We start from the raw sequence: 26,010 nt of genomic DNA, 5'->3' as shown, positions 1-26,010 counted from the left end.
ATTCGTGTCCACAGCTCCCCTGCGGAGAGCCTGCCATTCCAGGGGAGTCCACTCGAAAATCACAACACTGTAACTATGCACCTCAGCGTTCAGGACAGGACACCCCGCCTTGACATGCAAAAACGCATAACTATTGTTACTTGAGTACGCTTGTGTGACGCATGAGTTGGAGACACGCCGAGAATATCGGCAAAATTTTCCAAACACCCCTCCCGTTCACACCCAACGCTTTCAGAAAGGCACGACGTGACCCTTCTCCCCCGCAAGGCCCTCGCCGCCACAGCCGTCGCCCTCAGCCTCGGCCTGGGTTGCGCACCCGCCGCTAGCGCAGCGCCTCTGTTCCCAGTTGATCAATTGGGTTTGCCAGTCGATAGCCTTGGTCGCCCAAATCAGGAAATTCTCGACGCGGCGAAAGACTTCGCTCAGAAGTTGCCTGAGCAGCAGCGTGAGCAGCTCCTCGCAGCCATCCGCTTCTATGAGGGGCCCAGCAAGTCCACCACCCTGCTGCCGGACAACGCCCCAGTCTTCACTCAGTTCTTCTGGCCAGTAGTCGCAGGCAAGTGCATCGACGGCAAGTTCGATTCCACCGGTACTGCCATTGCCGTTGCAGGCCCCGCCCCGATCCCCGCACCTAAGCCTGGAGTTGGTGAAGCAACGTTCGTGTTCACCGCCCTTGGCACCCGCCCGCTTGCTGGCGAGCAGAACATGAATGTGCACTGGTTCAACATTGACACCCTCAAGGGTGGTACTACCAAGCTCGGCGATCACGGGATCAACCCCCAAGGCCCCTCCACCGTCTCCGGCAAGGCTGAGACCGGTCGCGGTCGCGTTGTCGCCCTGCTCGAGGGCTCCGTCGGCACCCAGGACGGTCCTTGCAACTACTTCCCCACCACAGCCGCTTTTGTGGTGATGTAAATGGTGGATTTGCACCCGGTGAAGCAAGAGGTGTTCGACACCGCGCGCTTTATCAACACCGATCCCAAAGGATTTCTGCGCGAAGTGGACACCTTTAAGGAAACGGATTTTGGCCTTTACATGGCCAGGGGTGCAGATCACCCGCGTTTTGGCTACCTCGAATCCTGGCTGCTGCCAGAGGTTGGTCTGCGCGCCAACATCTTCCATTTCCGCGATGGTGTGGACGAGAAGATGGACTTTTACTTCGATATCGCCGACATTTCTCAGCAGGACGGGGTGTGGCAAACCCGCGACCTCTACGTGGATCTGGTGAGCATCTGCGGCGAGCCGGTGAAAGTCATGGACATCGATGAACTCGCCGCGGCGACCAGCGAGGGACTCATTAGTGCTGAGGATGCCGAGCGTGCCATTGACGCGACGCTCATGGCCGTCGAAGGCATCACGCGCCACAGCGATGATCCGATGGCGTGGCTCGCCTCCATGGGCATCTGCCTGGAGTGGGCAGAGCACGTTGATCTCACACCCGCGTCTTAAGCTTTTCGACGAAACAAAGGGGGCTAGTGCGAACTAGCCCCCTTTGCTCATGCCCCTGTGTTAGAGCAAGCCCAAACCAGGCACGGAATTGATCAGGTCTCGCGTGTATTCCTGCTGTGCGTTAGTGAAAAGCTCGTCGGTGGTACCACGTTCCACCAAGCGTCCCTTTTCCATAACGACCACTTCATCGGCGGTTTGACGCACCACCGCCAGATCGTGGGTGATGAAGAGATAGCTCAGCTTCAGCTCATCTTGAAGCTCGGTAAGCAATTGCAAGATCTGGTGTTGCACCAGCACGTCGAGGGCCGAGACGGCCTCGTCGAGCACCACAACTTCTGGCTCTAACGCCAGCGCGCGAGCCACGGCAATTCTTTGACGCTGACCACCAGATAGTTCATTCGGGTAACGTCGCATTGCCGATCGCGGCATGGCTACCATGTCTAGCAACTCGGCGACTCGGGCTTCTCGTTGCTTTCGGTTGCCAACCTTGTGCACCAGCAGTGGTTCCTCGATGCAGCGGTAGATCGAGAACATTGGGTCGAGGGATCCATAGGGATTCTGGAACACCACCTGCAGCTTTCGCCGCATGTCGAAAGTTTCCTTGTCGTTGAGGGTGGTGATGTCTTTGCCCTTGTAGAGCACTCGGCCACTGGTTGGCTCCAGCAGTTTGAGCACCATATTCGCGACGGTCGACTTGCCCGAACCGGACTCCCCCACTATGGCGAGCGTGGTGCCTTCACGCAAGCCGAAGGTAACGTCGTCAACGGCGCGCAATTCCTTCTTTGCGCCCTTGGCACCACGGACGTCAAACACCTTGGTCAAGTTTTCCACGCGGATCACGTCATCCGTGGTGATGTCATGTTCAGCAACCAAGAGCCCGTCGGCGGCGCGGCCCTGCGCCTTGGCGGATTGAATCCTCGAAGACGCCAAAGACGGCGCCGCATCGACGAGTCGTTGAGTGTAAGGGTGCTGCGGATCGCGCAAGATTTCCAGGGAAGGACCCGACTCCACGATGCGCCCACGGTGCATCACCACGAGGTGTTCGGCTCGTTCAGCAGCCAAGCCCAAATCGTGAGTAATGAAGAGCACTGCGGTGCCGAGTTCTTGGGTGAGTGTGCCCAGATGATCCAAAATGCGCTTCTGAACCGTGACGTCCAGGGCGGAAGTGGGTTCGTCGGCGATCAACAATTTAGGACGTGCTGCAAGACCCATGCCGATGAGAGCTCGCTGGCGCATGCCGCCGGAAAATTCGTGCGGATATTGCTTCGCGCGTCGTTGGGCGTCGGGAAGCCCAGCCTCCTCGAGTAGTTCAGTCACGCGCTGATCCATCTCAGAGGCACTCACCACATTGTTGGCCCGAAGAGCTTCCTTGATTTGCGTGCCGATTTTCCACACGGGGTTCAAGTTGCTCATCGGATCCTGGGGCACCAGGCCGATCATCGAGCCACGATACTCCTGCATCTGCTTATCATTAAGCGCCGTAATGTCGGTGCCGTTGAACTTAATGCTGCCTTTGGTTACCTTGCCGGTGCCGGGCAGCAGTCCGATGATGGACATGGCAGTCGTGGACTTGCCGGAGCCAGACTCACCAACAATAGCGACCGACTGGCCGGGATAAATCTTAAGATTCGCTCCGCGAACCGCCTCGACGGTGCCGGTGGAAGATTCAAATGCGATGTGCAGATCTTCTAGTTCCAGCAAGGGGGTGTGCTGATCGTTCGTCATTTAGCGCTTCCTCGCCTTCGGGTCGAGGGCGTCGCGAACCACGTCGCCCATCATGATGAAGCTGAGCACCGTCGCGCCCAGTGCCATGGCCGGATAGAACAGCACCATCGGCTGCGTCCTCAGCGAAGCCTGAGCACGAGCGATATCGCCACCCCAGGACACGATCGTCGGCGGCAAGCCAATGCCCAGGAAGGACAAGGTTGCTTCCGCCACGATGAAAGAACCCAGCGCCACGGTGGCGTACACGATGATTGGCGCTGCCGCGTTGGGCAAGATGTGCTTGCGCAAGATGTACCACTTGCTGGCGCCAACCGCTTTCGCTGCAGTCACGAATTCCTCATTCTTGGTGGCCATCACGGTGCCACGGGTAATTCTGGCGATGGAAGTCCATCCGAAAATGCTGAGCACAACCACCACGGTTAGGATCGTGCGCTGCTCTTTGAACACTTGCATAACAACAATCGCAGCAAGCACCAGCGGAACGGCGAAGAAAATGTCGGTAATGCGCGAGAGAATCGCGTCAAGCACCCCACCGAAGTAGCCAGCCAACGAGCCGATCGCGGTGCCCAGAATCACCACAAACAAGGTGGTGAGCACGCCAACGGACACCGAGGCGCGCGCGCCATAAATGGTGCGGGCAAAGATGTCACAGCCTTGGCGATCAAAACCGAAAGGGTGCCCCTCAGACGGCGGACGTAACGATTTTGATAGTTCGCAGAAGGCTGGATCGGTGGAGGTAAACAAGCCAGGAACAACTGCCAACAGCAGCGCCAGTGCAATCAGCACCGCCGATACCCAAAACATTGGGCGCTTGCGAAGGTGCTTCCAGGCTTCGCCCCATACGGATGTGGGTGCGGAGTCATCGCGAACCGCGTCGACGGCCCCGAGACCACTTTCGTCCTCGGCGGCGACGAAGCGTTCCTGACCGGGGCGTGTGGGAGAGACCTGCTGCGCGTTGGGCACCAGCGGTTCATTGGATTCATTGATGCTTGGGTGTTCTTTATGCATAGCGGATCCTCGGGTCGAGCAGGGCGTAGAGCAAATCAACCAGGAGGTTGGCGATGATATAGACAATCACGAGCACCGTGGTAAATGACACCACAGTGGTCGGTTCGCCTTTCAAGATGGCTTGATAGATCGTGCCGCCAACGCCATTGATGCCGAAGATGCCTTCGGTGACGATCGCACCACCCATGAGCGCACCAAGGTCGGTGCCTAGGAAGGTGACAACGGGAATCAGGGAGTTACGCAGCACGTGGCGGCGCGTCACGTCTCCTCCGCTTAGCCCCTTGGCGCGCGCTGTGCGCACGTAGTCGGCGCGCAGATTGTCGGACACTGATTGGCGCGTCAGACGAATGACGTAGGCACAGGACAAGGATCCGAGCACCACCGCGGGCATGATTAGGGATTCAAAACTGACATTTGCTCCCACAGTCACAGGCAGTAATCCCCATTTCACGCCCACGAAGAATTGCAGGAGGAAGCCGACGACGAAGCTCGGCACGGCGATGACCAGCAAGGAGAGGACGAGCACAGTGGAGTCAAAGATGCCACCGCGGCGCATTCCGGCCCACACGCCGAAGGCGATGCCGAGAACCATCTCAAATCCGAGCGCCATGAGCGCAAGTTTGATTGTGACGGGGAATGCGTGAGCCATCGCCTCGGAAACCGGGCGACCGGAGAACGTGGTGCCGAAATCGAGGGTGAAAATTCCTTTGATGTACAGCAGGTATTGAACAATGAAGGGCTTATCAAGGTTGTACTCTGCGGTGAGCCTCGCACGGGCGGCCTCGGAGAGTCCGCGGTCGCCGCCGAGTGCCTCGATCGGGTCACCTGGCATGAGAAACACCATGGCGTAGAGCAGCAAGGTTGCACCGAAGAACACAGGGATCATCTGCAAAATTCGGCGCCCAATGTAGCGCAGCATGGGTGGAAGACTTTCTACTTATTGTTGCTGAAGACGTGATCACCACGGCCCCGCGATCGTCGAAAAGCGATGCGGGGCTGGGGCATTGCGGGCGACTACTTCTTGGTCACCTCAGAGTAACGAGGCAGGGAGTTCCAGCCGAAGGTTACGTTGTCCACCTGATCGGATGAGCCACCGGTGATGTTGGAGTACCACAGCGGGATTGCGGGAAGATCGCGGAAGAGAATTTCTTCAGCCGACTGGTATTCCTTGATGCCGTCCTCAACGCTCTTCTGCTCGGCAGCCTTCTTCAGCTTGGCGTCGAATTCGGGGTTGGAGTAATCGCCGTCGTTCGAGCTTGCGTTCGTCGCATACAGCGGGGTGAGGAAGTTGCCGATGGATGGGTAGTCTGCCTGCCATCCTGAGCGGAATGCGCCCTTGATGGTGCGCTTGGTTACCTCATCGCGCAGAGACTTGAAGTCCGGGTAGGGGTTGCCGGAGGCGTTCAAGCCCAGGTTGTTGCGCAACTGGTTTGCCACTGCATCGACCCACGCCTGGTGTCCGCCGTCGGCGTTGTAGGAGATGGTGAACTCTCCGTCGTACTTGGAGATCGCGTCGGCTTTCGCCCAGAGTTCCTTAGCCTTGGATGGATCAAAGCGGAGCACGTCGGCGTTCTTCAGGTCCTCGGAGAATCCCTCGATCACGGGTGAGGTGAAGTCCTTCGCCGGGGTGCGGGTGTCTTGGAAGATCGTCTTGGTGATTTCCTCACGATCGATAGCCAGGGAAATAGCTTCTCGACGCAACTGACCCTCTTCACCGCTGAAATGCTCAAGCTTTTGCGGGATGGTGAAGGACTGGAATACTGCCGCGGGCTGGTTCACGGCACGGTCACCGAGCTCATCACGGAAGGTGGAGAATGCAGAATCTGGCACGGCATCGAGCACGTCCAGATTGCCGGCGAGCAAGTCAGCGTAGGCGGCATCTTGAGAGCTGTAGAAGACAAACTTCACGCCGTCATTTTGAGCCTTGCGCTCACCCTGGTATTTGTCGTTCGGTACGACGGTGGCGGATTCCTGGTGGCTCCAGTTCTCCAACTTGTACGGGCCGGAGCCGATGGGGTTTTCACCGGCTTCGTCGAGGTTTTCCAGCGACTTCGAAGGCATCACGAAGTACGCGGTGTACCCCAGGCGCGATGGGAAGTCGGACTCGGGTTGGGTGAGTTCCACAGTGAAGGTGCGATCATCAACCACCTTCAGGCCTTCCATCTCCTTTGCACCCTCGCTGTAGCCCTTCACGGGCTCAAAGAAAAAGGCGTTCATCATGCTGTTGGCAACAGCGGCATTCCAAGTATCCACATAGTCCTGTGCGGTAATCGGCGTGCCGTCGGAGAACTCAAGACCTTCCTTTAGCTTGATCTTGTAAGTCTTGTCACCCTCGAGATCAATCGATTCGGCCTGATCATTGTGTGCCTGGCCATCTGCGTCGTAGTACACCAAACCGGAGTAGATGAGGTCGACGATTCTGCCGCCACCGGTTTCATTAGTATTCGCTGGAATCAGCGGATTCTGGGGCTCAGAGCCCCAAGCAGACACATAATTGGCGCCATCGCCAGAGCCATCGGAGGAACATGCCGCCATGGTCATCGCGACTGCAGCACCTGTGGCAAGAGCCACCGCCTTCTTCAACTTCATCTTCGACTCCTTCTGAGACTTCGGGCCGAACGAGCCACTCAAGTGGCAACGTTCGTCGCTGTAACGCCAAAGCCTAGCAGTGCGACTCGACACACAGAAAGAAATAGTGGTAGCCACGTCACATTGGAACGTTCGTGGGCTCCCCCTCCCACCACATAACGTCCGGGGTTGGCATCGACGCGAAATGTTCCGCCTCCTGCTCCGCCCACTGTTGCCAGTGCAGTGCATAATCGGGATCGCGACTCAATGCGCGGGTTTTTCTCCAGCTTGGGGCACCATCCAGCACGATACTGAACACCTCGCCTGCCTGTCGCGCTGTCGCGAGATTGGCTTGGCTGAGCGCCCCGACGCCTTCGATGATGAGCGGACCCGGCGCCAGGTTGCTCACTACCCCCGGACGGCCGTGTTGCCAATCCCAATGGCGCACTCGCCGTTTTGGAATTACCTCTTCAGCCACCAGGGCGCTGCCTTGTGCCAGCCCACCCCACCCCGGGTAGAGATCGTCGAGGTGCACGAGTTGCCAACCCAGGATCGACTGGAGGCGGTGTGCGAACGTGGTTTTTCCTGCGCCCGATGGGCCGTCGATCAACACAATCATGCGCCGAAGAGCCTCAAATCTCCGCTGAGATGCGCCACCAGCAACGAGCCCAGGCCGACGCACAAACACGTCAGCATGAGCAGCACGTCGCGGCCATGGAGTTTGGATTCGCGAGCCCACGTTCGTGGGCGATCACTGCCGAATCCGCGGGCTTCCATGGCAGTTGCTAGTTTTGCCCCGCGCCGTAGCGTCAGCACCAGCAGCCCGAAGGTGAGCGAGAATGCTTTGCGCAGGGGTGACTGCTCCCCCAAGCCTCGCGCTCTTCGTGCGCGCTGTAAAGCGTCCCAATCCCGCCGCGCCAAGCCGATCATCCGTCCCGCGGCGACCGCGCTCACGACAAAACGTTCTGGAAGTTTGAGGATCTGCGCGAGACCGTCGCCAAGCGAGGTGGCGTCGATGTTGTTGAACAGCACGATGGCTGGGAGCCCGAGGGCGAACACGCGCACCATTACGGCGAGGGCTAGGGACACGGAGTTTTCAGTAACGTGAGCGAAACCGAAGGCGAAGTACTCTCGCCCCTCGGGCGCGCCGTAAAGGAGCATGGAGAGACCGGCAAGCGGCGCCGCAAGTAGCAGAGGCACACTGCGTTTGAGTATCACTCCTAGTCGCGGCCCGAGCACCACCGCTAATACCAGGGTGCACAGCACCGCAACGGAGGAAGAAACCACATCCACACTGAGCAGCAGCGGTGTGGCGAGCAGCAGCAGCGCCAAGACTCGGGCGACAGGGTTGAATTCAGCGTGAATCACAACGTCACCTCGCAATCCCCGAGCGCGCGTTGGAAAAGCGGATCATGGGTGATGGAGCACACGGTGGTTCCGTGCTCGGTGAGCTCTCGCAACAATGTCACCAGCGCGATGAAGGTGTTTCGGTCCTGGCCAAAGGTCGGCTCATCCAACATCACCACCTTCGGTGAATGAATCAACACTGTTGCCACGGAGAGCCTTCGCTTTTGCCCACCCGAAAGCGTGAAAGGATTTGCCTGGGCAAGTTTAGCCAGCCCCAGCACCTCTAGCACCTCGTCCGCGCGACGCTGTGCCCTTTCCCCCTCAAGCCCAACGAGTATTTCCTCGCGCACACTTTTGGCAACAAACTGGTGTTCGGGATCTTGAAACACATACCCGATGCGTCGGGCGAGGTCCTTGGACTTCCACGCGTGCGGTTTTGCGCTCTTTCCAGCCGACAACGCAGCGCTGGCTCGAACCTCGCCACCGAGCGCTGGAAGCAGACCCGCCAGCGTGAGCATGAAGGTGGTTTTACCCGTGCCATTGGCACCGCTAATGACAGTGGAGTATCCCTCATGCAGATCAAAGTGATCGATGCGGTGCAAAGGAGTATCCCAACCGACACTGAGATCCCTCGCCTCTAGAATCGCCGGGGCGTGTGTGGGACATTGCAGTGCCGGCGGCAATTCGGGATCCACACCGGGCACCCAGACGCCGGCGTCCGCCAGTCGTCGCCCTTGGCTTTCCAGCACCTGCTGCGGGCTGCCTTGCGCTAGCACCCCATCCTCGCCAATGACCACCACATGATCGACGTGATCAATCCAGGTGCTCACCCGGTGTTCCACCACGATCACGGTGGTGTCGAGCTGATCCACGGTCGCCACTACTTCCTGCACGCCCTCGAGATCCAGGTTCGCGGTTGGTTCATCCAACAGCACGATGTCTGCCCCCATCGCGAGCACGCCCGCCAAGGCGAGGCGCTGTTTTTGACCACCGGAGAGCGCGTGGGTTGGGTGATCCAGGGCGAGGTCGAGTCCAACGCGGTGAAGCGCCTTAGGCACTCTGCGCCAGATCTCTTCGCGTTCGATCCCCATGTTTTCGCACCCGAACGCCACATCATCGCCGACTTTGGCAGCAATCACCTGCGAGTCCGGGTCCTGCAGCACCATGCCTGGCACGCCATTGACCACGAGTTCGCCACTGTGTTCTCCTTCATCTTCACCGAGCAAACCGGCCATGGCGTGCAGCAGGGTGGACTTGCCGGATCCCGATGCGCCAAGCAGCAGCAGTTTTTGGCCATGCTCGATTTCGAAGGTGATGTTGCGCAGGGCGAAATCGCGCCGGCTGGCGTGACGATAAGAAAAATCCTTTACGCTGATGTGAGCCATCGAGCGCCACCCTTTCCTCGAAGTGCAGTTATGGGATGCTGATATCTATGAAGCCTCTTGCCATCGTCAGCTCGCTTGTCACCGTTGGGGTGGCTGCTGGACTGATCGGCGCGGGGATGACCATGCTGGTGCACCTGATCGAACACAGCACCACCTGGTATTTCAGTATGTTCCTCGCAGTACTGGGCGCGAGTATGTGGTGGTGGCTGCGCGGACGAAATCACAGCCTGTTGCATGTGCTTGTCGACGCCACCGCGCAGCTCATCGTCGTAGGGGCCGGGGCCTCCCTGGGCCGCGAACAAGCCCCGCGCCAAGTGGCGTCCGCCATCGCACAGCGGGTGTGGATTCCCGAAACATACAAGCGCCACCTCAGCATCGCGGCCGCCGGTGCTGGCCTTGCCGCTGTGTACAACATTCCGATTGCCGGAGCGCTCTATGCCATCGAGGTACTGGGAAGGAAATGCCACCCCACCCTTGTGATCTTCGCAGCCCTTGCCAGCGGTATCGCCACGGTGACAGCGTGGCCACTGATTGGCAATCACGCTTTTTATTCCATCCCTGACGCTGCGATGAACACAACGACGTTGCTGTTGCTGTTGCCAACAATGCTGCTTGGCGGCGGTTTGGGCTGGGTGTTCTCCGGGCTTGCACAGCGCCAGATTCACCGGCGTGTATCGGGCACGTGGCTGATGCTGAGCGTCCCCTCGGCAGTGGTCGTGGTGCTGCTGGTAGCCGAGGTATTGCCTGCGGTGACGGGCAATGGGCAGCTGGTGCTGGACTTGGCGTTTCACAGCAACTTGCACAGCGTAGAGGCCGCGGCACTGCTGCTGGCAAAATTGGCACTGACTTGCCTGTGCTTGCGCGCAGGTGCGCGAGGCGGTGTGCTCACGCCTTCGCTCGCGGTGGGCGGCGCAGCCGGAGCGATGCTCGCAGCTTTTGTGGGGGCCGATGCCGTTGCGCTGGCGTTGTTCGGCGGCGCCGCTGCGTTGGCGGTCACGCAGCGCGCGCCGCTGTTCGCGGCAATGATGGCCATCGAATTGACGCATCCGGATCCCTGGGTGGTCGCGTCGATGCTTGGTTTCGCTATACCAGCTTCCGCGCTTCTCGCCCGGCGCCAAAGCGGTCAAGCACGCCGGTAGATGCCAGCGCCTTGACGAGGTAGTGGCCCAGTACGCCCGCGAGTATCGCACCTGAGACGATCAGCATGCTCAGGTAAGTGATATTGAACATGGCCGACTTTGCGTAATTTGCGGAGAGGAAAAACTCCAGCACGAATGCCCCAACGCCGGCGCCTGCGCCGGATAGCGCTGCGATGAGCAGACCGAAGCGTCGATAAGCAAAAAGGAAGAAGATCAGCTCGGCGCCTAGCCCCTGGGCGATGCCCGAATACACCGTCTCAATTCCCCACTGGTTACCAAAGGCCGCAGATACAGAAGCAGCCAACACTTCCACGTAGATCGCGGCAAAGGGCTTACGGATCACGAGGCCGCCCAGCACACCCCCGAGCAGCCATGTGCCTGCGGCAATGCCACCAAGACCGGGCGTGACTGCGTTGGCGGCGGCGTACCAAGCACCACCGATGCCATTCCACACCCAGAAAATCAGGCCGACGGCGATGCCAAGGATGCTGGCGATCACGATGTCGATGACGCGCCACTTGCGATTGATCGTTGCCATGAAGAGCTCCCTCCGCCGGCATTACCCGGATCAGGTTGAACGGTTGGCATCACACCGAAAAATCCCGCGATGAATCTCAGCTCGGCAGGTGGAGTTTTCCTGGCGCCGGGCTCCCGTGAAGATTGACTTATACGTTTGGCGATCCTACCGCACGGGGTCAGATGAAGAGCAAGAGGCTCATTGCCATCACCGCCATTCCTGCGATCAATCCATAGATGGCGCTGTGGTGTTTGCCCGTTGCGACGGCGGTTGGAAGGAGCTCATCAAGGCTGATAAACACCATGATGCCGGCGATGGATGCAAACGCCACCCCCAGCGCGCCTGGCCCGATGAGCGGAAGGAGCAAGAGGTAGCCGATCACTGCGCCGAGGGGTTCAGCAAGCCCGGAAATCAGCCCCCACCAGAAGCCCTTGGCTTTGGAGCCGGTGGCTTCGCGAATGGGCACGGCGACGGCGATGCCCTCCGGAATGTTGTGAATGGCGATCGCCACCGCCACCGGAAGTGCCACTTTGAGGTCATCCAGGCCAGCTAAGAAGGTAGCGAACCCTTCTGGAAAATTGTGGATCGCGATGGCAAGCGCTGTGAGCATGCCCATCTGCATCATCTTGCTGCGCCGCGCCGATTCGAGATTCCCGGGTTCGTGGGGGTTCACCGGCTCCGGCACGAGTCTGTCGATGACTGCAATGATGGCAATACCCGCGAAGAAAGCAGCCACCGCAGTCCACGATCCGGCCCGCTCCCCCATGGATTCGGTGAGTTTTTCAAAGGCCTCCGGCAGAATCTCCACGAAGGACACGTAGAGCATGACGCCTGCCGAAAACCCCAACGTGGTGGCTAAGAAGCCTTCGGTGGGGCGTTTACGCGCCACAGCGATACCTGCTCCGACGCCTGTGGACAGGCCCGCGAAGAGGGTAAGCGCGAACGCTTGGAGCACTGAAACGTCCAAGAGTGCAGTAACCTTTCTTATCGATGGGATTGAGGTTCGACGGCCGACCCTCATCAGGAAATCAAGTTAACAATAATATATTTCATTAAGGGTTGATGTTCATGGCCGGTGGCCTTTTTGCATTGCTTGACGACGTAGCGCTCATCGCCAGAACCGCTGCCTCCAGCCTGGATGACGTGGCCGCCGCAGCAGCGAAGACCTCCGCCAAAGCCGCCGGCGTTGTCGTAGACGATGCTGCAGTCACACCGCGCTTCGTTGAAGGGGTCACCCCGGCACGGGAACTGCCAATCATTTGGCGAATCACCAAGGGCTCGTTGATCAACAAGATCGTCATCATCTTGCCGATCATTCTTACTCTCAACGCGCTCGCCCCCTGGGCGCTGACTCCCCTGCTAATGGTCGGCGGCACCTACCTATGCTTCGAGGGCGCCGAGAAAGTGCTCGAACTCTTCCACAGCGAAGAACACGAGGCGCAAGAAGAAGCCGGGGTGAAAGACGAAGACGCGCTCGTTCGCGGTGCGGTGACCACGGATCTCATCCTATCCGCCGAGATCATGGTGATCTCGCTCAATGAGGTGGCAGACCAAAGCTTTTGGATGGAACTCGGCGTGCTGCTTATGGTAGCGCTCGCCATCACCGCCCTGGTGTACGGCGCCGTCGCCATTTTGGTCAAGGTGGATGACTTGGGCCTGCGTTTCCAAGCGAAGGAATCCGCCAGCGCACAGAAATTCGGCAGCATGTTGGTGAAAGCGATGCCAAAGATCCTCGCCACCATCTCCATCATCGGCATGTTTGCGATGCTCTGGGTCGGCGGCCACATTCTCCTCACGGGCACCGATACTCTTGGATGGCACACTCCGCACGACATCGTGCATTATCTCACCCACGCAGTTGAGCATCTAGGAGGCTTTGTGGAGTGGATTGTTGAGACGATTTGCTCGCTCATCTTCGGCCTCATCGTTGGATTCATCGTGGTGGGTATTCTGCACCTGCTGCCGCTGAAGAAGCACTAGGCGCATTGCAATGGAGGCACCAACCACTTCCGCGCAAACGGCGAGCGCTTGGCAGCGCGTGTGCTTTTGGCTGACCATGGGCTCCCCCATCCTGATCCCTGGCAGCGTGGTGTTAGGCCGCATCGCCTCCGGCCTGGTGGGATGGATATTCATGGCCTACGTGTTCGTAGCGATCCTCCATATCCTGCCATTACTCGCGCTCGCCGCGCTGGCGGTACTTTTCCCCGCACAACGAGACCCCAAGGCATTAAGCAAGAGGGCGAGTGCCGCATTCATCGGCATGTGGGGATCGACCTTGCTCCTCACCTTTGGCATGGGCGATTACGGGGATACTCAGGATTCAGCCGTCTACGGACTGTTCCCCGACAATCAACTCGGGCAGCTCATGCCCTACTGCTGTTTTGGGTTGATGATTGCCTGCTTTGCACTACAAATTTGGTTTACCCTCTGCGACCGCGCACCCAAAACCGATGCGCCACCCCACCCCATCAACTCGTGGGATCAGTTGAGCCAGCAGCCTGAGAATGCTGAGCATCTTTCGGGAGAAAAATAGTTCGCTCGCGATAAAAGAGCGCATACGATTATTGCAGGGAATATCCCAACAGGAAGTGAACAAATACGCCCCTCGTTTAAGGGGCTCACCACAGCCGTAGCGATAAGCTCATGCGTCGGCATTGCAGCACCTCAGCGACATCAATGGCGATGCCAAGCCAGAGTTGCTGGTGAAAGCACACGCCAGAGAAATTGCTCAACCATGGCGTCACTTCTTCCGGCGACGGACGCTATCGCATGATGCATCCACCGACACTCCGGGTGTTGTGGCGCTTTCTGGTAGCTTGGGCACGATCTCCCCGCTTTGTGATAGCACAAACTATCACTTACATTGGAGAGCACCTTGCGACCACGTGAAGAGTGTGTACGTGGGACGTCGAAAAGCAGACAAAGGAGCACGGATGCTAGCCAAGGATGTAGCACTGGTGATCGAAGGCGGCGGAATGCGCAACGCCTACACCGCCGGGTGCATTGACCAATTGTTGGCCCACGACGTGCACTTCGGCTGGGTCGGCGGAGTCAGCGCAGGAGCCAGCCACACCGTGAACTTCCTCTCCCACGACCGGCAGCGCTCACGACTGTCTTTCGTGGAACTTGCCAGCGACCCAAAATCCGGTGGAATGAAGTCCATGCTGCGGGGCAAAGGCTACTTCAACGTGGAATACATCTACGAAACCGCGGGCGCACCCGACGGCGACATCCCCTTCGATTGGGCAACCTTCACCCAAGACCCCACACCGATGTGTATCGCCGCGACCCGCGCCGACACCGGAGAAAACGTGTTTTGGGGACGCGAAGACTTCCGTGACCTCAACGACCTCATGCGCAAGACACGCGCCTCCTCGACCCTGCCCGGCCTCATGCCCGTGCCCGAAATCGACGGGGTGGAATACGTCGACGGAGCCCTAGGCGAAACGGGCGGACTGTTGATCCAAGCAGCGATCGACGCCGGCTTTGATAAATTCCTCGTCCTGCGCTCAAAGCCACGCGGCTATGTGCGGCCCGAACTATCCCGCCCCGCACTGGCGCGCAAGCTACTGCGCAAGCGCCCCGCCGTTGCTGAGGCGATGATCAGGCGCCCCGCCCGCTACAACGCGGAAGCGAAAAAGATCGATGAGCTCGAAGCGAGCGGGCAAGCACTAGTGTTCTACCCCGATAACTTGAGCATCGAAAACACCGAGCGCAACCGCGAAAAACTCGAAAACGCCTGGAACTGCGGCGTGGCGCAGACCAAGCGGGAGTGGAACTCCTGGATGGAGTTCTTGAACTAGGTAGCTTGAGGCGCGGTTAGGCGAAGATTTCCAGCAGCTTCGCGTTGAAAGCAGGCAGATCATCGGGGGTGCGCGAGCTCACCAGGCCAGCATCCTCCACCACCTCTTCATCAACCCAGGTAGCGCCAGCATTGCGCAGATCCGTTTGAAGCGAAGGGTAGGAAGTCAGCGTGCGCCCCTTAAGCACATCGGCATCGGTGAGAATCCACGCCGCATGACAGATGGCACCGAGCGGCTTGCCCGCCCCTACGTGCTGTTTCACCAGCGCCACCGCGTGCTCATCCATGCGAATGTGATCAGCATTGCCCGTACCACCAGGCAAAATGATGCCGTCGAACTCTTGCGTAGCAGCCTCGGCGGTACTCAGATTCACGTCCACCTTGGTGCCATTCTTGCCCTCGATTGGCGAGGTCTTCGTGGACACCACCTTCACCGTGGCACCCGCCTGCTTCACAGCCTCCAGCGGTGAAGTCAGCTCCGAATCCTCAAAGCCATCAGTTGCAATCACGGCGATGGTCTTGTTGCTCAGGTCAGTCATCATTTCTCCTGTTCTCAGGGCATCTTGCTTTTCGACGCCCACGGGACGCCCCAGGATAATGATGGAGATGGAAGTAGGCTAGGTGCTACTTCTGAGCTGAATTAGACGTTGAACCTAAACTCCACCACGTCACCATCGGCCATGACATAGTCCTTACCTTCTTGGCGGACCTTGCCCTTGGCCTTTGCTTCGGCCATGGAACCGGCGGCATCCAAATCCTCGAAGGACACGACCTCGGCCTTAATAAAGCCCTTTTCAAAGTCGGTGTGAATCACACCAGCGGCCTTGGGGGCGGTATCACCCTTGTGGATGGTCCAGGCGCGGGATTCCTTGGGGCCTGCGGTGAGGTAGGTCTGCAGGCCGAGCGTGGCAAAGCCGGCCTTGGCCAAAGAGTGAAGGCCTGGCTCGTCTTGGCCGACGCTTTCGAGCAGCTCCATCTTCTCTTCGTCGTCCAGCTCGAGCAGCTCGGTTTCGGTCTTGGCGTCCAGGAAAACACAGTCGGCCGGTGCTACTAGTTCGCGCAGTTTTTGCTTGCGCGCGTCGTCGGTGAGCACCTCTTCGTCGGAGTTGAACACGTAGAGGAAGGGCTTGGCCGTCATCAGGTGCAGCTCGCGCAGCAGGGCAAGATCAATTTCGCCGGCCTTGGATGCGGAGAACAGCGTGCGGTCGTCTTCGAGCACGGCCTGCGCCTTCTTGACCTCTTCCACGGTGGCGGCGAGGTCCTTGTTCTTGCGGGCGTCCTTTTCCAGGCGCGGCAGGGCTTTCTCCACGGTCTGCAGATCAGCGAGGATCAACTCGGTGTTGATTACCGAAATGTCGGATCTGGGATCCACCTTGCCATCCACGTGGATCACGTTATCGTCGGCGAAGGCGCGCACCACCTGGCAAATGGCGTCGGCCTCACGAATATTCGCGAGGAAGGCATTGCCCATACCCTCACCCTCGGACGCGCCCTTCACAATGCCCGCGATGTCCACGAACGACACGGTGGCGGGCAGGATGCGCTCGGAGCCGAAGATCTCGGCGAGGCGATCAAGGCGCGCATCAGGCAGCTCAACCAAGCCGACGTTGGGCTCAATCGTGGCAAAGGGGTAGTTTGCCGCGAGCACATCGTTGCGGGTCAGTGCGTTAAAGAGGGTGGATTTGCCCACGTTGGGCAGGCCGACGATTCCAAGTGTAAGACTCACGGTTGGGTATCCTATCAGCCCAACTTCCTTACCCGGCGCCAATACCTAGGAGGCAATCACAACGATTGTCCCACATAGTGATACAATCCATACCGCAAATGCGGCCAACCCACCGCACACTTGAGCACTGCACCACAGGTCCACCATCACCGTTTCGTGCAATTGCATCCCTTACCTTTGCTTTGTCGCGCCTTTATCCCCTCATTCGCGACGTCGGGTAGCACCTCTTTTTCGCACCTTTTCCTCGAAAGGTTCTCTCATGTCTCAAAACCAGCAACGTGAAACGTTCTCCTCACGTTGGGTGTTTATCCTCGCCGCCATCGGTTCTGCGGTGGGCCTGGGTAACATTTGGCGCTTTCCTTACGTGGCCTATGACAACGGCGGTGGCGCATTCCTCGTGCCGTATCTGATCGCCCTGCTCACCGCCGGCATCCCACTGCTCTTCCTCGATTACGCCCTCGGCCACCGCTACCGCGGTTCCGCTCCCCTGGTGTACCGCCGCATTAAGCGTTGGGCTGAGCCAGTGGGCTGGTTCCAGGTAGGCGTGAGCTTCTTCATCACCATCTACTACGCGGCAATTATCGCTTGGGCTGCCTTATACACCGTGAAAAGCGCGAACCTTGCGTGGGGCGATGATCCCGCAACGTATTTTGGGGAATCCTTCCTGAAGGCAGATAACTCGGCCAGCTTCTCATTTGATTTCGTTCCTGCCATTTCTCTCACCCTCGCGATTGTGTGGATCGCCGCCGTCATCGTGCTGGCGATGGGCGTGGACGCCGGCATTGGTCGAGTATCCAAACTCTTCATGCCGCTGCTCACCGTTTTATTCCTCATTGTCGTGGTGCGCTCGGTTTTCCTCGACGGCGCCGCCAAGGGCCTCGATGCCTTCTTCTCCCCCAACTGGGATGCGCTGAGGAACCCCACAGTGTGGATCTCGGCTTATGGCCAGATCTTCTTCTCCCTTTCGGTGTGCTTCGGCATCATGCTCACCTACGCTTCCTACCTCAAGCCTCGCACGAATCTTTCAGGCACCGGCCTGGTCACCGCTTTTGCGAATTCCTCCTTTGAGGTGCTCGCTGGTATCGGCGTCTTTGCCGCACTTGGCTTCATGGCCACGCAACAAGGCGTTGAGGTTGATGAGGTAGCCACCTCCGGCATCGGTCTCGCCTTCGTAGCCTTCCCCGCCATCATCAACCAGATGCCCATGGGCGCCCTCTTCGGAGTGCTCTTCTTCGGCTCATTGACCATCGCAGGTTTCACCTCCTTGTTCTCCCTTTTCGAGGTCGTAGTGTCTGCCATCAAGGACAAGCTGAGCCTGCCGCGCAAAACCACCGCCATTGGCCTGGGCATCATCATGGCGGGTATCTCGCTGCTGATGTTCTCCACTACCTCCGGCCTGATGCACCTGGACATCGTGGATAAGTTCACCAATAACGTGGGCATCGTCGCCATCGCGTTGATCGCGATTGTGGTCCTGGACTGGGTGCTGCGTCGCATCGACGAATTCTCCCTGCACCTGAACATGGTGTCCTCTTTCCACGTTGGCACCATGTGGCGCATCTGCGTTGTAAACCTCACCTCCCTCGTCTTGGGCTTTACCTTGATCCAGGAACTTCTCAAGCTTCTCGACGAACCCTACGGCGGCTACGACCCCACGCAAGTGGCTTGGTTTGGCTGGGGAGTGATCGCGTTCATCACTGTGTTCTCATTAGTGATGAGCCTCGTCAGTTGGCCTTCCTCCACCCCGGTGGACGGACCTCCCGGCTCCGATTTCGGTGTGGATCCTGACCACGCCCTCACCCCGGAAATGCCTACGAAATATGATCCATCGCGCCGCCGCGTTGCAGGCTTTGCCATCGAACAGTACAGCCGAAAGGAGCGCTAGCTCATGTCTTCAGCAGCAATCATCATGATGGTGTTGTTCATGGTCGTCATCTGGGGCGGCTTCGCCGTTTCCTTGCTCACGTTGAACCGCCACCCGGATGAAACATCGGGGATTCTTGGCGAACACGACTTCGCCACCGACGAAGTCCTTATCGCTCAGGAAGTCCGCTAATCCATCCACGCTTTCCAGCTACCGATTTGCCCCGTCACCCTGCTTGGTGTGGCGGGCTTTCGCCGTTTTGCAGCAAAACCAGACAGCGTGGCTCGGACATCCCGATGCAAAACGTGCACAAACGTCCCGCATAGTGCACGATATATGCGTGCAAAACAATAGTGAACATGGCGAATACGAAGCGCCCCAGGACATTGATCAGCATCGGCAAACCGTCGATCGCTCGGAAGTGATCGGCGATGGCGTCCGCGTGTTCGCGCTTTGGTGCGTTCGCATTCTCATTATTGCCGTCACCTTCTATGCAGGCTGGCATGTGCTCAAACCCTTGTGGGGTGGTGTGCTGCCAATCATTTTGGCCATCATCGTATGCACGGTGCTGTGGCCACCAACGCATTGGATGCGTCAGCGTGGTTTGCCTGCTGGTCTTGCGGCGGCAGTGTCATTGCTGACCAGTTTCGGCGTGATCGGTGGCCTGATCTACCTGATGGCACCAAGCATCGCCAGCCAGTCCCAGACCTTGTATTTCCAAGCCTTCGAAGGCATCCAACAGGTGCAGTTGTGGCTCCAAGGTCCGCCCTTCAACCTGGATCCCCAGGAGCTTGCTAACCAGGTCAACAAGATCGCCCAATGGTTTGAAGAACAAAGCGGCGCCATCGCCAGCGAAATCTTCTCCGGCATTAACATGGCCACCTCGGTCATTGCCACCCTCGCTATCGTTTTCGTCCTCACGTTCTTCTTCCTCAAAGACGGCGACCGTTTCCTCCCCTGGGTTCGTTCGGTCGCCGGACGTCGCGCTGGCTGGCACCTCACGGAGCTGTTGAGCCGCGCATGGAACACCCTGGGTGGCTTCATTCGCGCGCAGGCACTCGTTTCCCTCATCGACGCAGTCTTTATCGGCGGCGGCCTCGTCATTCTCGGTGTCCCAATGGCGTTGGCGCTCGCAGTCCTGACGTTCCTCGGCGGCTTTGTCCCCATCATCGGTGCCTTCGTCTCTGGCTTCGTTGCGGTACTGGTTGCGCTGGTCACCTTGGGCGTAAATAAAGCGATCATCACCCTGCTCATCGTGCTTGCCGTCCAACAGTTGGAGGGCAACGTCCTTTCGCCGCTGCTGCAATCCAAGGCAATGAACCTCCACCCGGTGATTGTGTTGATCTCGGTGACGGTTGGTGGTGGCCTCTTCGGCATCGTTGGTGCCTTCTTGGCGGTGCCATTCGCCGCGACCATTGCTGTAATTCTGCGCTACCTCCAAGACATGATTGCGCTACGCAGTGGTGAAAAAACGATCGACGATATCGAATTCGCTACCTCCCACGGGACCAAGGGCGCTCGAATGAGCGAAATTGATGGGGAGCGGCGGCGAGCTGAAAAGGCAGCCCGATACGCCAGTGAAGAAGCGTCGACCCGCAAGAATACAGCAGGTGCAAAAGGCGTCTTGAGCCAAGTATTTTCTAAGAGGCGCACTGATCGCGACGTCTTCGCCGACGCTATGGAAGCCGAGCAAGAGGTGCAAAGAGATCACGAGGGATCCGGAAACGACACGAACTCCTCGGGCTCCTAGGTTTTAAAAGTCCGACTCGGTAACATAACTGCACGTGTCGCACATGCCAGAGCCAAGCCATGCCCATGAGGTGAAAAAGCAGAAGTCCTTGCAAGGGCTCCCCCTGCATACCTCCATGGGCATTTTCTGCGCATCGCTGATCAGCGGCGCTCTGATTTCCATTTGGCTTGGCGGACTGGGCTGGCCATTTTTTGGGTTGTTTATTCTCGCTGCCCTGGTGCTCGTTATTGTGACTGAAACTCGCGGGTTGGCGATGCTGGTTGCCAGCATGCCAATCCTGTTCGCCATCGCGCTTCTAAGCTCCGCGTGGTTCCTTGTACGAGATGGAGCCGCCGACGGCGCTCCGGTGAGCAAGACACAGATCATCACTGCGGTGTACCCGCTTGCTCAGCACTTTCCAATTCTGATCGCCGTGACGCTTGCGGCGGCCATCATTGCTTTTCTCAGAGTGAAATTCCTCAGTGGAAGCACTCAAAAGCACGCAAATGAGCGGTTGAGCGCCCAACGTCAACGCGAACGCGAAGCGGATCGACGCAATCGCCGTGCTGCAAGTAGGGCCCGGAAACAGAGTAAAGAATCGCAGGTCACTGTTGATGAGCTGCTGCAGAAAAGTCGCGGGCACAACAAACCCGCAGCAACCAAACCATCCGGCCCCAGGCCTCGTCCCCAGCGTCGGGAGTACGAACGCTCCCGAGAACGCGCCGGTTATCCAGACCCGGGTGCCCTGCGCATTAGGCCAGAGGATTCCAAGCGAGTGGTGGGCAAAACGCCCCAGGGACGATTCCAACACGAAGTTGAACATGGTCCTCGCCGCCCCAGTGGCGCACGCCCGGATCTTCGAGAAGCAGCATCCCGCCAGTATTCCCAGCGGCCGCGACCAGAACAGCGACGGGCTCAACGCTTCGAGGAACGCTTCGATCCCCGCGCATCACGCGACATCCGTCGTGAGCCCCAGCGCCCCGGGCGCCCCACTCGCCCCCATCCCGATGCCCGCCAGGGCCGGATGGAAGGCCCACGCGAGCCCCGCCGTCAGGGGGAGTCTATGGAGCGTAGAGGAAGTCGAGAAGCATTCGAGCGGGAGGCGTATCAATCACCGGTCAGGCGCGTTCGCGAACCACAACGTGGTGGGCGTCCTCAACGAGCCAACCAACCTCGCCCTACGCGCCAGGGCGACGAGCGATTCCGCCGCTAAGAACCGGCAAACAAAAATGAGGCCAGCAACGAAGCGGCCTCATTTCTTCTTTTTAGGATCGCGGCGCGCGTAGATCCCTTGGCAACGCGAAGGTAATTTTCTCCGCTGCCGTGGTGACTTCCTTAACGTCACTGTAGCCACGCTCGTCGAGCCACTGGAGCACATCGCGGACCAGGATCTCAGGCACGGACGCACCAGAGGTGACACCAACGGTGCTCACGCCTTCGAGCCATGCTTCATCAATCTGCGAGGCGTAATCCACCAGATACGAGGCGCCGGCGCCGGCCTGCAGCGCCACTTCCACCAAGCGCTTGGAGTTAGAGGAGTTTTGCGAGCCCACCACGATCACAAGATCAGATTCCCCGGCGATGGCCTTCACGGCGACCTGCCGGTTCTGGGTGGCGTAGCAGATGTCATCACTCGGTGGATCCTGCAGATGTGAGAAGCGCTGGTGGAGCTTTTTCACAATCTCCATCGTCTCGTCCACCGAAAGGGTGGTTTGGGACAGCCACACGAGCTTTTCATCGTCCAACCACTCAGGCAACGCTTCGACGCCTTCAACGCCATCGACAAGATGAGTGACCTCAGGAGCCTCCCCCGCGGTGCCCTCCACTTCCTCATGCCCTTCGTGCCCGACGAGCAGGATGTGGTAGCCGTCGCGCGCGAAACGCTTGACCTCATTGTGCACCTTGGTCACGAGCGGGCAGGTTGCGTCGAGGGTTTTGAGTTGCAGCTTTTCAGCCGACTCGTGCACTGCGGGGCTCACTCCGTGGGCCGAGAACACCAGGTTTGCGCCTTCTGGGACCTCATCGGTTTCATTGACGAAGATCGCACCGCGTTCGGCGAGGGTATCCACCACATAGCGGTTATGCACGATTTCCTTGCGCACGTACACCGGGGCACCATACTTCTCAAGTGCTTTTTCTACGGTTTCGACTGCACGGTCTACGCCCGCACAGTAGCCACGGGGAGCGGCGACGAGGACTCGCTTGTGTTGATTCGTCTCGTGAGAGGTCATGGCAACAAGCATAAATGTTCTAAGCTGGCTTGCGCGAGAAAGGATCGAGGGTGGAGCAAAGCCAAGAAAAAACCATGTCGGTGCACCAGCTCAATCAAGCCGTCAAGGGCTGGATTGAAAAACTCGGCACGATCTGGGTAGAGGGTCAATTACTGCAGGTCAAGTCCTCACCCAATTGGGCATTCGCCTACGCAACGTTGCGCGATCCTTCAAAAGAGGACTCCGTGCGCTTAACGTTTCGTCCACAGATCCTCCAGGCCCTCCCGGCACTGCCTAAAGATGGCGACCGCGTCCGTGTGTGGGCCAAACCATCCTTTTATGCCAAAAACGGCGACTTCCAACTCTGGGTCACCAAGATTCAGCCCGTCGGCATCGGCGAGTTACTCGCTCAGATTGAGCAACGCCGCGCCAGCCTGGCGCAGGAAGGGCTTTTCGACGTCCAACGCAAAAAAGCTTTGCCGTTTCTGCCAGGCAGAATTGGTTTGATTACCTCGCGCGGCTCCGACGGCGAACGCGATGTTCTTTCAATCTCGCGCGAGCGTTGGCCCGAGGTGCAGTTTGAAGTCCGCAATACCCTCGTGCAGGGCGCAGGCGCAGTTCCTGCAATCATCGCCGCCTTGGAAGAGCTCGACGCCATGCCAGAAGTAGATGTCATCATCATCGCCCGTGGCGGTGGTGCCCTTGAGACGCTGCTTCCCTTTTCCGAGGAGGCGCTGGTGCGCGCGGTATCCGCCGCACGCACACCCGTGGTTTCAGCTATCGGCCACGACCGTGACCGGCCGATCCTCGATGATGTTGCGGACCTTCGCGCCGCAACCCCAACTGACGCCGCAAAGCGCGTGGTACCAGACGTGCTTGCTGAACGCGCCCTCGTGTCCGACTTGCGCGCCCGCGCTGCCGCTGCGTTGCGCGGTTGGGTGCGAAGGGAGGCACGAACCATCGAGGCCTTGCGCTCTCGCCCCGTCCTCGCTCAGCCCCTACGGGCAATTGCTCAGCGTGGCGAGCAGGTTGAGCAGTTACGCGCAAGGATGCGAAGAGAAGTCAGATATGTGCTGCAGCACGAAGATCAAACGGTTCGAGGCTTGCGTGGTCAATTACAAGTTCTCGGCCCCGCGGCAACGCTGGGACGCGGCTATGCCATCGTGCAGGTGGTGCCCCGCGATGGTAGCGAAGCGGAAGTGGTGACAAGCTATGAGATGTCGCCACCCGGCAGCCAATTGCGTATCCGCGTTGCGGATGGCTCGATTGTTGCAGCAGCGATGCAGAACGCCCCAGCGAATTAGAAGGATGCTAGAGATGAGTGACGACGTAATCGGACGCGGTACCGGCGAAAACGCCTTTGATCCGGTAGAGGATCTTTCCTATGAACAAGCGCGCAATGAGCTGCAGGAGGTGGTACAGATCCTTGAGCAAGGCTCGATGGGTCTCGATGAATCCCTGAAGTACTGGGAACGCGGTGAAGCGTTGGCGAAACGCTGCGAAGAGCACCTCGCCGGTGCTGCCCAGCGGGTGGAGCAAGCGCTTGAACAGGCTGCTCGCATCCCAGAGAGTGATTAGCCCTGCTTCACCGGATCCTGTTGAGCAGTTTCAACGATGATTTTGTCGAAGTCCTCCTGAGGCGCCGCGCCCGAAACGACTAAACGCTCGTCTTTCAGATCAGCAACGTAGAGGGGTCGGACGTCGCGTTCTTCAGAGGTGTAGGTGTGAATTTCAACCCCATGGACGCTGCGGGTATCGCTGAGTTCCCGTGGTGATTCATCAAAGCCGCGAACCGCATCTTGCTCGGACAACCCAGTTTGCACCATTTGCACATAGGATTCGTCGTTGACCACCCACCCCACGCTCGGCGCCGCTTCCCCACCGATGGCGGTGCGACGAGCTGAGTTTGGAACCCACCCATCGAAATGCGGTGGGATCCTTAATGCATAATCCATCGCACCCGATTCAATCTGCAGGAATGTATCAGCGTCCACCTCGCGCACGGGCCCGTTTTCAGGTGTCCCCTTATTAAAGCTGCACATACCGGTAAAACCGACAGCGAGCACCATCACCACAATGATGGCGCCAAGGGAAAGCACCATGTCTTTCCCGCCTTGATAAATACGAGGTTTCTCTTCAGCCACGCTAACGAGTATGGCACGCCGCACCCCTGCGAATCACATTGGTGGTGACGGCGTGGAACGTCGAAAAGCAAACACTATTACCCCCGCAAAAATATCCGATTTCAACCCCCAAATGGGTGGAAAGTGGGCACATGGGGGTAGCAGGTGGTGGAACAATAAGGGGGTAATACTTCGCAAATCGCGCATCGCATGTCGAGGAGGCAGCGTTTTCATGAATCAACACTCCGAAATTCCAGATCGCAACCTAGCGCTTGAGCTGGTCCGCGTCACCGAAGCTGCAGCCTTGGCTTCCGGCCGCTGGGTTGGTCGCGGCATGAAGAACGAGGGCGACGGCGCCGCCGTGGACGCGATGCGCAAGCTGATCAATTCCGTGGAAATGAACGGTGTTGTTGTCATTGGCGAGGGCGAAAAAGACGAAGCCCCAATGCTCTTCAACGGCGAACGAGTAGGCACCGGCAAAGGTGCTGAGGTGGACATCGCCGTGGATCCCGTTGACGGCACCACCTTGATGGCAGAAGGCCGCCCGAACGCCATCTCCGTCCTCGCTGCCGCTGAACGCGGCTCCATGTATGACCCATCGGCAGTGTTCTACATGAAGAAGATCGCGGTCGGCCCCGAGGCAGCGGGTTCCATCGATATCGAGGCACCGGTGGCGCACAACATCAAGGCCGTGGCCAAAGCGAAGGGCATCCCCGTGGGCGATACCACCGTTGTGGTGCTCGACCGCCCGCGTCACGAGGATCTGATCCGCGAGATCCGCGAAGCTGGCGCAAAGGTGCGTTTGATTCGCGACGGCGACGTGGCCGGCGCAGTGGCCGCAGCACAGGCATCCAACTCCGTGGACGTGATGATGGGCATCGGCGGCACCCCCGAAGGCATCATCGCTGCATGCGCCATGAAGTGCATGGGTGGCGAGATTCAGGGCATCTTGCACCCCACCTCCGACGAGGAAGCTGCGAAAGCTCGCGAAGCCGGCCACGAGCTCGGACGCGTACTGGGAACCCACGATCTAGTCTCAAGCGATAACTGCTTCTTCGTTGCAACGGGCGTAACCAACGGAGATATGCTGCGTGGCGTTTCCTACCGCGCCAACGGCGCCACCACCCGCTCTCTGGTGATGCGCTCGAAGTCCGGCACGATCCGCTTCATTGAATCCACTCACCAGCTTTCTAAGCTGCAGGAATACTCCGTAGTGGACTACTCTCGCGTCCGCGACTAATTACAAAAGGCCCTGTGTTAACGAGCGCGGGGCCTTCTGTGTGCGTTCTCACAGCAGCCTTGGTTGCTTGATCGCCAGCACAACACACCCAGTTTTGGGCATACTGGAAACACGTGGTGCGTTCGCATCTTGGTGCGAAGCCGTGCCCATCACACAATCAACGATCAACGTGAAGGTG

26 protein-coding genes are annotated in these 26,010 nt (G+C 58.8%); 13 read left to right on the top strand and 13 right to left on the bottom strand.

All coding sequences use genetic code 11. From position 1 onward, the window contains the following. Window positions 1–246 precede the first annotated feature (246 nt). Both CGERO_RS04080 and CGERO_RS04075 read left to right on the top strand, forming a co-directional pair. Window positions 247–915 (top strand): Rv1157c family protein, encoded by a 669-nt coding sequence (locus tag CGERO_RS04080; RefSeq protein ID WP_123933600.1) that lies wholly within the window; start codon window positions 247–249, stop codon window positions 913–915. Next, entirely contained in the window at window positions 916–1,449 is a 534-nt protein-coding gene (locus CGERO_RS04075) for a ribonuclease FAU-1 family protein (RefSeq protein ID WP_123933599.1), read from the top strand. A 60-nt stretch (window positions 1,450–1,509) separates the two neighbouring features. Here the strand turns inward: CGERO_RS04075 and CGERO_RS04070 are convergent, their stop codons facing one another. The 7 genes from CGERO_RS04070 to CGERO_RS04040 all read right to left on the bottom strand — a co-directional run bounded on the left by CGERO_RS04070 (window position 1,510) and on the right by CGERO_RS04040 (window position 9,482). Continuing rightward, window positions 1,510–3,174 carry a dipeptide ABC transporter ATP-binding protein gene (locus tag CGERO_RS04070; RefSeq protein ID WP_123933598.1) on the bottom strand — a complete coding sequence of 555 codons (1,665 nt, stop codon included), beginning with the start codon at window positions 3,172–3,174 and terminating at the stop codon, window positions 1,510–1,512. Further along, complete coding sequence (locus CGERO_RS04065; protein ID WP_123933597.1) at window positions 3,175–4,182, bottom strand: ABC transporter permease; 1,008 nt, start codon at window positions 4,180–4,182, stop codon at window positions 3,175–3,177. Next, window positions 4,175–5,101 (bottom strand): ABC transporter permease, encoded by a 927-nt coding sequence (locus CGERO_RS04060; RefSeq protein WP_123933596.1) that lies wholly within the window; start codon window positions 5,099–5,101, stop codon window positions 4,175–4,177. The genes CGERO_RS04065 and CGERO_RS04060 overlap by 8 nt, the downstream gene beginning before the upstream one ends. Before the next feature lie 95 nt (window positions 5,102–5,196). Further along, window positions 5,197–6,771: a peptide ABC transporter substrate-binding protein gene (locus tag CGERO_RS04055; RefSeq protein ID WP_123933595.1), complete on the bottom strand. Its 1,575-nt coding sequence runs from the start codon at window positions 6,769–6,771 to the stop codon at window positions 5,197–5,199. A gap of 118 nt (window positions 6,772–6,889) precedes the next feature. Further along, window positions 6,890–7,369: a nucleoside/nucleotide kinase family protein gene (locus CGERO_RS04050; RefSeq protein ID WP_123933594.1), complete on the bottom strand. Its 480-nt coding sequence runs from the start codon at window positions 7,367–7,369 to the stop codon at window positions 6,890–6,892. Beyond that, window positions 7,366–8,118: an energy-coupling factor transporter transmembrane component T family protein gene (locus CGERO_RS04045; RefSeq protein ID WP_123933593.1), complete on the bottom strand. Its 753-nt coding sequence runs from the start codon at window positions 8,116–8,118 to the stop codon at window positions 7,366–7,368. Before CGERO_RS04045 ends, CGERO_RS04050 begins: the two co-directional genes overlap by 4 nt. Further along, a complete protein-coding gene (locus tag CGERO_RS04040) occupies window positions 8,115–9,482 on the bottom strand; it encodes an ABC transporter ATP-binding protein (RefSeq protein WP_123933592.1) in 1,368 nt (455 codons plus the stop codon). Before CGERO_RS04040 ends, CGERO_RS04045 begins: the two co-directional genes overlap by 4 nt. 47 nt (window positions 9,483–9,529) lie before the next feature. On the opposite strand from CGERO_RS04040, the gene CGERO_RS04035 reads away from it, so the two are divergent. Beyond that, complete coding sequence (locus tag CGERO_RS04035) at window positions 9,530–10,621, top strand: chloride channel protein (protein WP_164470265.1); 1,092 nt, start codon at window positions 9,530–9,532, stop codon at window positions 10,619–10,621. Here the strand turns inward: CGERO_RS04035 and CGERO_RS04030 are convergent. Next, window positions 10,566–11,159: an ECF transporter S component gene (locus tag CGERO_RS04030; RefSeq protein WP_123933590.1), complete on the bottom strand. Its 594-nt coding sequence runs from the start codon at window positions 11,157–11,159 to the stop codon at window positions 10,566–10,568. The two genes, CGERO_RS04035 and CGERO_RS04030, sit on opposite strands and share 56 nt — an antisense overlap. A 157-nt stretch (window positions 11,160–11,316) precedes the next feature. Then, complete coding sequence (gene zupT / locus CGERO_RS04025; RefSeq protein WP_123933589.1) at window positions 11,317–12,105, bottom strand: zinc transporter ZupT; 789 nt, start codon at window positions 12,103–12,105, stop codon at window positions 11,317–11,319. A 101-nt stretch (window positions 12,106–12,206) separates the two neighbouring features. Between zupT and CGERO_RS04020 the strand changes: the two genes are divergently transcribed. The 3 genes from CGERO_RS04020 to CGERO_RS04010 all read left to right on the top strand — a co-directional run bounded on the left by CGERO_RS04020 (window position 12,207) and on the right by CGERO_RS04010 (window position 14,941). Then, on the top strand, window positions 12,207–13,118 hold the full coding sequence (locus CGERO_RS04020) for a DUF808 domain-containing protein (protein WP_123933588.1): 912 nt from the start codon (window positions 12,207–12,209) through the stop codon (window positions 13,116–13,118). 10 nt (window positions 13,119–13,128) lie between these two features. After that, window positions 13,129–13,671, top strand: a complete 543-nt coding sequence (locus CGERO_RS04015; RefSeq protein ID WP_123933587.1) for a hypothetical protein — start codon at window positions 13,129–13,131, stop codon at window positions 13,669–13,671. Between the two features lie 400 nt (window positions 13,672–14,071). Further along, window positions 14,072–14,941, top strand: a complete 870-nt coding sequence (locus CGERO_RS04010) for a patatin-like phospholipase family protein (protein WP_123933586.1) — start codon at window positions 14,072–14,074, stop codon at window positions 14,939–14,941. A gap of 16 nt (window positions 14,942–14,957) precedes the next feature. Here CGERO_RS04010 and CGERO_RS04005 read toward each other — a convergent pair whose 3' ends face one another. Next, window positions 14,958–15,479, bottom strand: a complete 522-nt coding sequence (locus CGERO_RS04005; RefSeq protein ID WP_123935917.1) for a type 1 glutamine amidotransferase domain-containing protein — start codon at window positions 15,477–15,479, stop codon at window positions 14,958–14,960. Window positions 15,480–15,580: 101 nt separating this feature from the next. Continuing rightward, window positions 15,581–16,666, bottom strand: a complete 1,086-nt coding sequence (gene ychF, locus CGERO_RS04000) for a redox-regulated ATPase YchF (RefSeq protein ID WP_123933585.1) — start codon at window positions 16,664–16,666, stop codon at window positions 15,581–15,583. A 259-nt stretch (window positions 16,667–16,925) separates the two neighbouring features. Between ychF and CGERO_RS03995 the strand changes: the two genes are divergently transcribed. The 4 genes from CGERO_RS03995 (at window position 16,926) to CGERO_RS03980 (ending at window position 21,472) form a co-directional block, all read left to right on the top strand. Continuing rightward, window positions 16,926–18,551, top strand: a complete 1,626-nt coding sequence (locus tag CGERO_RS03995) for a sodium-dependent transporter (protein WP_123933584.1) — start codon at window positions 16,926–16,928, stop codon at window positions 18,549–18,551. A gap of 3 nt (window positions 18,552–18,554) precedes the next feature. After that, complete coding sequence (metS, locus tag CGERO_RS03990) at window positions 18,555–18,722, top strand: methionine/alanine import NSS transporter subunit MetS (protein ID WP_123933583.1); 168 nt, start codon at window positions 18,555–18,557, stop codon at window positions 18,720–18,722. Window positions 18,723–18,870: 148 nt separating this feature from the next. Next, window positions 18,871–20,280 (top strand): AI-2E family transporter, encoded by a 1,410-nt coding sequence (locus CGERO_RS03985; RefSeq protein ID WP_377017802.1) that lies wholly within the window; start codon window positions 18,871–18,873, stop codon window positions 20,278–20,280. Window positions 20,281–20,323: 43 nt separating this feature from the next. Next, window positions 20,324–21,472, top strand: a complete 1,149-nt coding sequence (locus CGERO_RS03980) for a DUF6542 domain-containing protein (protein WP_342768159.1) — start codon at window positions 20,324–20,326, stop codon at window positions 21,470–21,472. A 52-nt stretch (window positions 21,473–21,524) separates the two neighbouring features. On the opposite strand, the gene CGERO_RS03975 is transcribed toward CGERO_RS03980, so the two are convergent. Next, window positions 21,525–22,490, bottom strand: coding sequence for a 4-hydroxy-3-methylbut-2-enyl diphosphate reductase (locus tag CGERO_RS03975; RefSeq protein WP_206423919.1), 966 nt, complete (start codon window positions 22,488–22,490; stop codon window positions 21,525–21,527). 74 nt (window positions 22,491–22,564) lie between these two features. Between CGERO_RS03975 and xseA the strand changes: the two genes are divergently transcribed. Together xseA and CGERO_RS03965 are read left to right on the top strand one after the other, a co-directional pair. Continuing rightward, window positions 22,565–23,773 carry an exodeoxyribonuclease VII large subunit gene (gene xseA / locus CGERO_RS03970; RefSeq protein WP_123935915.1) on the top strand — a complete coding sequence of 403 codons (1,209 nt, stop codon included), beginning with the start codon at window positions 22,565–22,567 and terminating at the stop codon, window positions 23,771–23,773. Window positions 23,774–23,786: 13 nt separating this feature from the next. Continuing rightward, window positions 23,787–24,047: an exodeoxyribonuclease VII small subunit gene (locus CGERO_RS03965; RefSeq protein WP_123933579.1), complete on the top strand. Its 261-nt coding sequence runs from the start codon at window positions 23,787–23,789 to the stop codon at window positions 24,045–24,047. Here CGERO_RS03965 and CGERO_RS03960 read toward each other — a convergent pair. Further along, on the bottom strand, window positions 24,044–24,613 hold the full coding sequence (locus CGERO_RS03960) for a DUF4245 domain-containing protein (protein WP_123933578.1): 570 nt from the start codon (window positions 24,611–24,613) through the stop codon (window positions 24,044–24,046). The two genes, CGERO_RS03965 and CGERO_RS03960, sit on opposite strands and share 4 nt — an antisense overlap. Window positions 24,614–24,824: 211 nt before the next feature. On the opposite strand from CGERO_RS03960, the gene glpX reads away from it, so the two are divergent. After that, complete coding sequence (glpX, locus tag CGERO_RS03955) at window positions 24,825–25,832, top strand: class II fructose-bisphosphatase (protein ID WP_123933577.1); 1,008 nt, start codon at window positions 24,825–24,827, stop codon at window positions 25,830–25,832. The last annotated feature ends 178 nt before the right edge of the window (window positions 25,833–26,010 follow it).

Source organism: Corynebacterium gerontici (assembly GCF_003813985.1).
GTDB classification, from domain to species: Bacteria; Actinomycetota; Actinomycetes; order Mycobacteriales; family Mycobacteriaceae; genus Corynebacterium; species Corynebacterium gerontici.
This window is presented reverse-complemented; position numbering and strand designations above follow the sequence as displayed.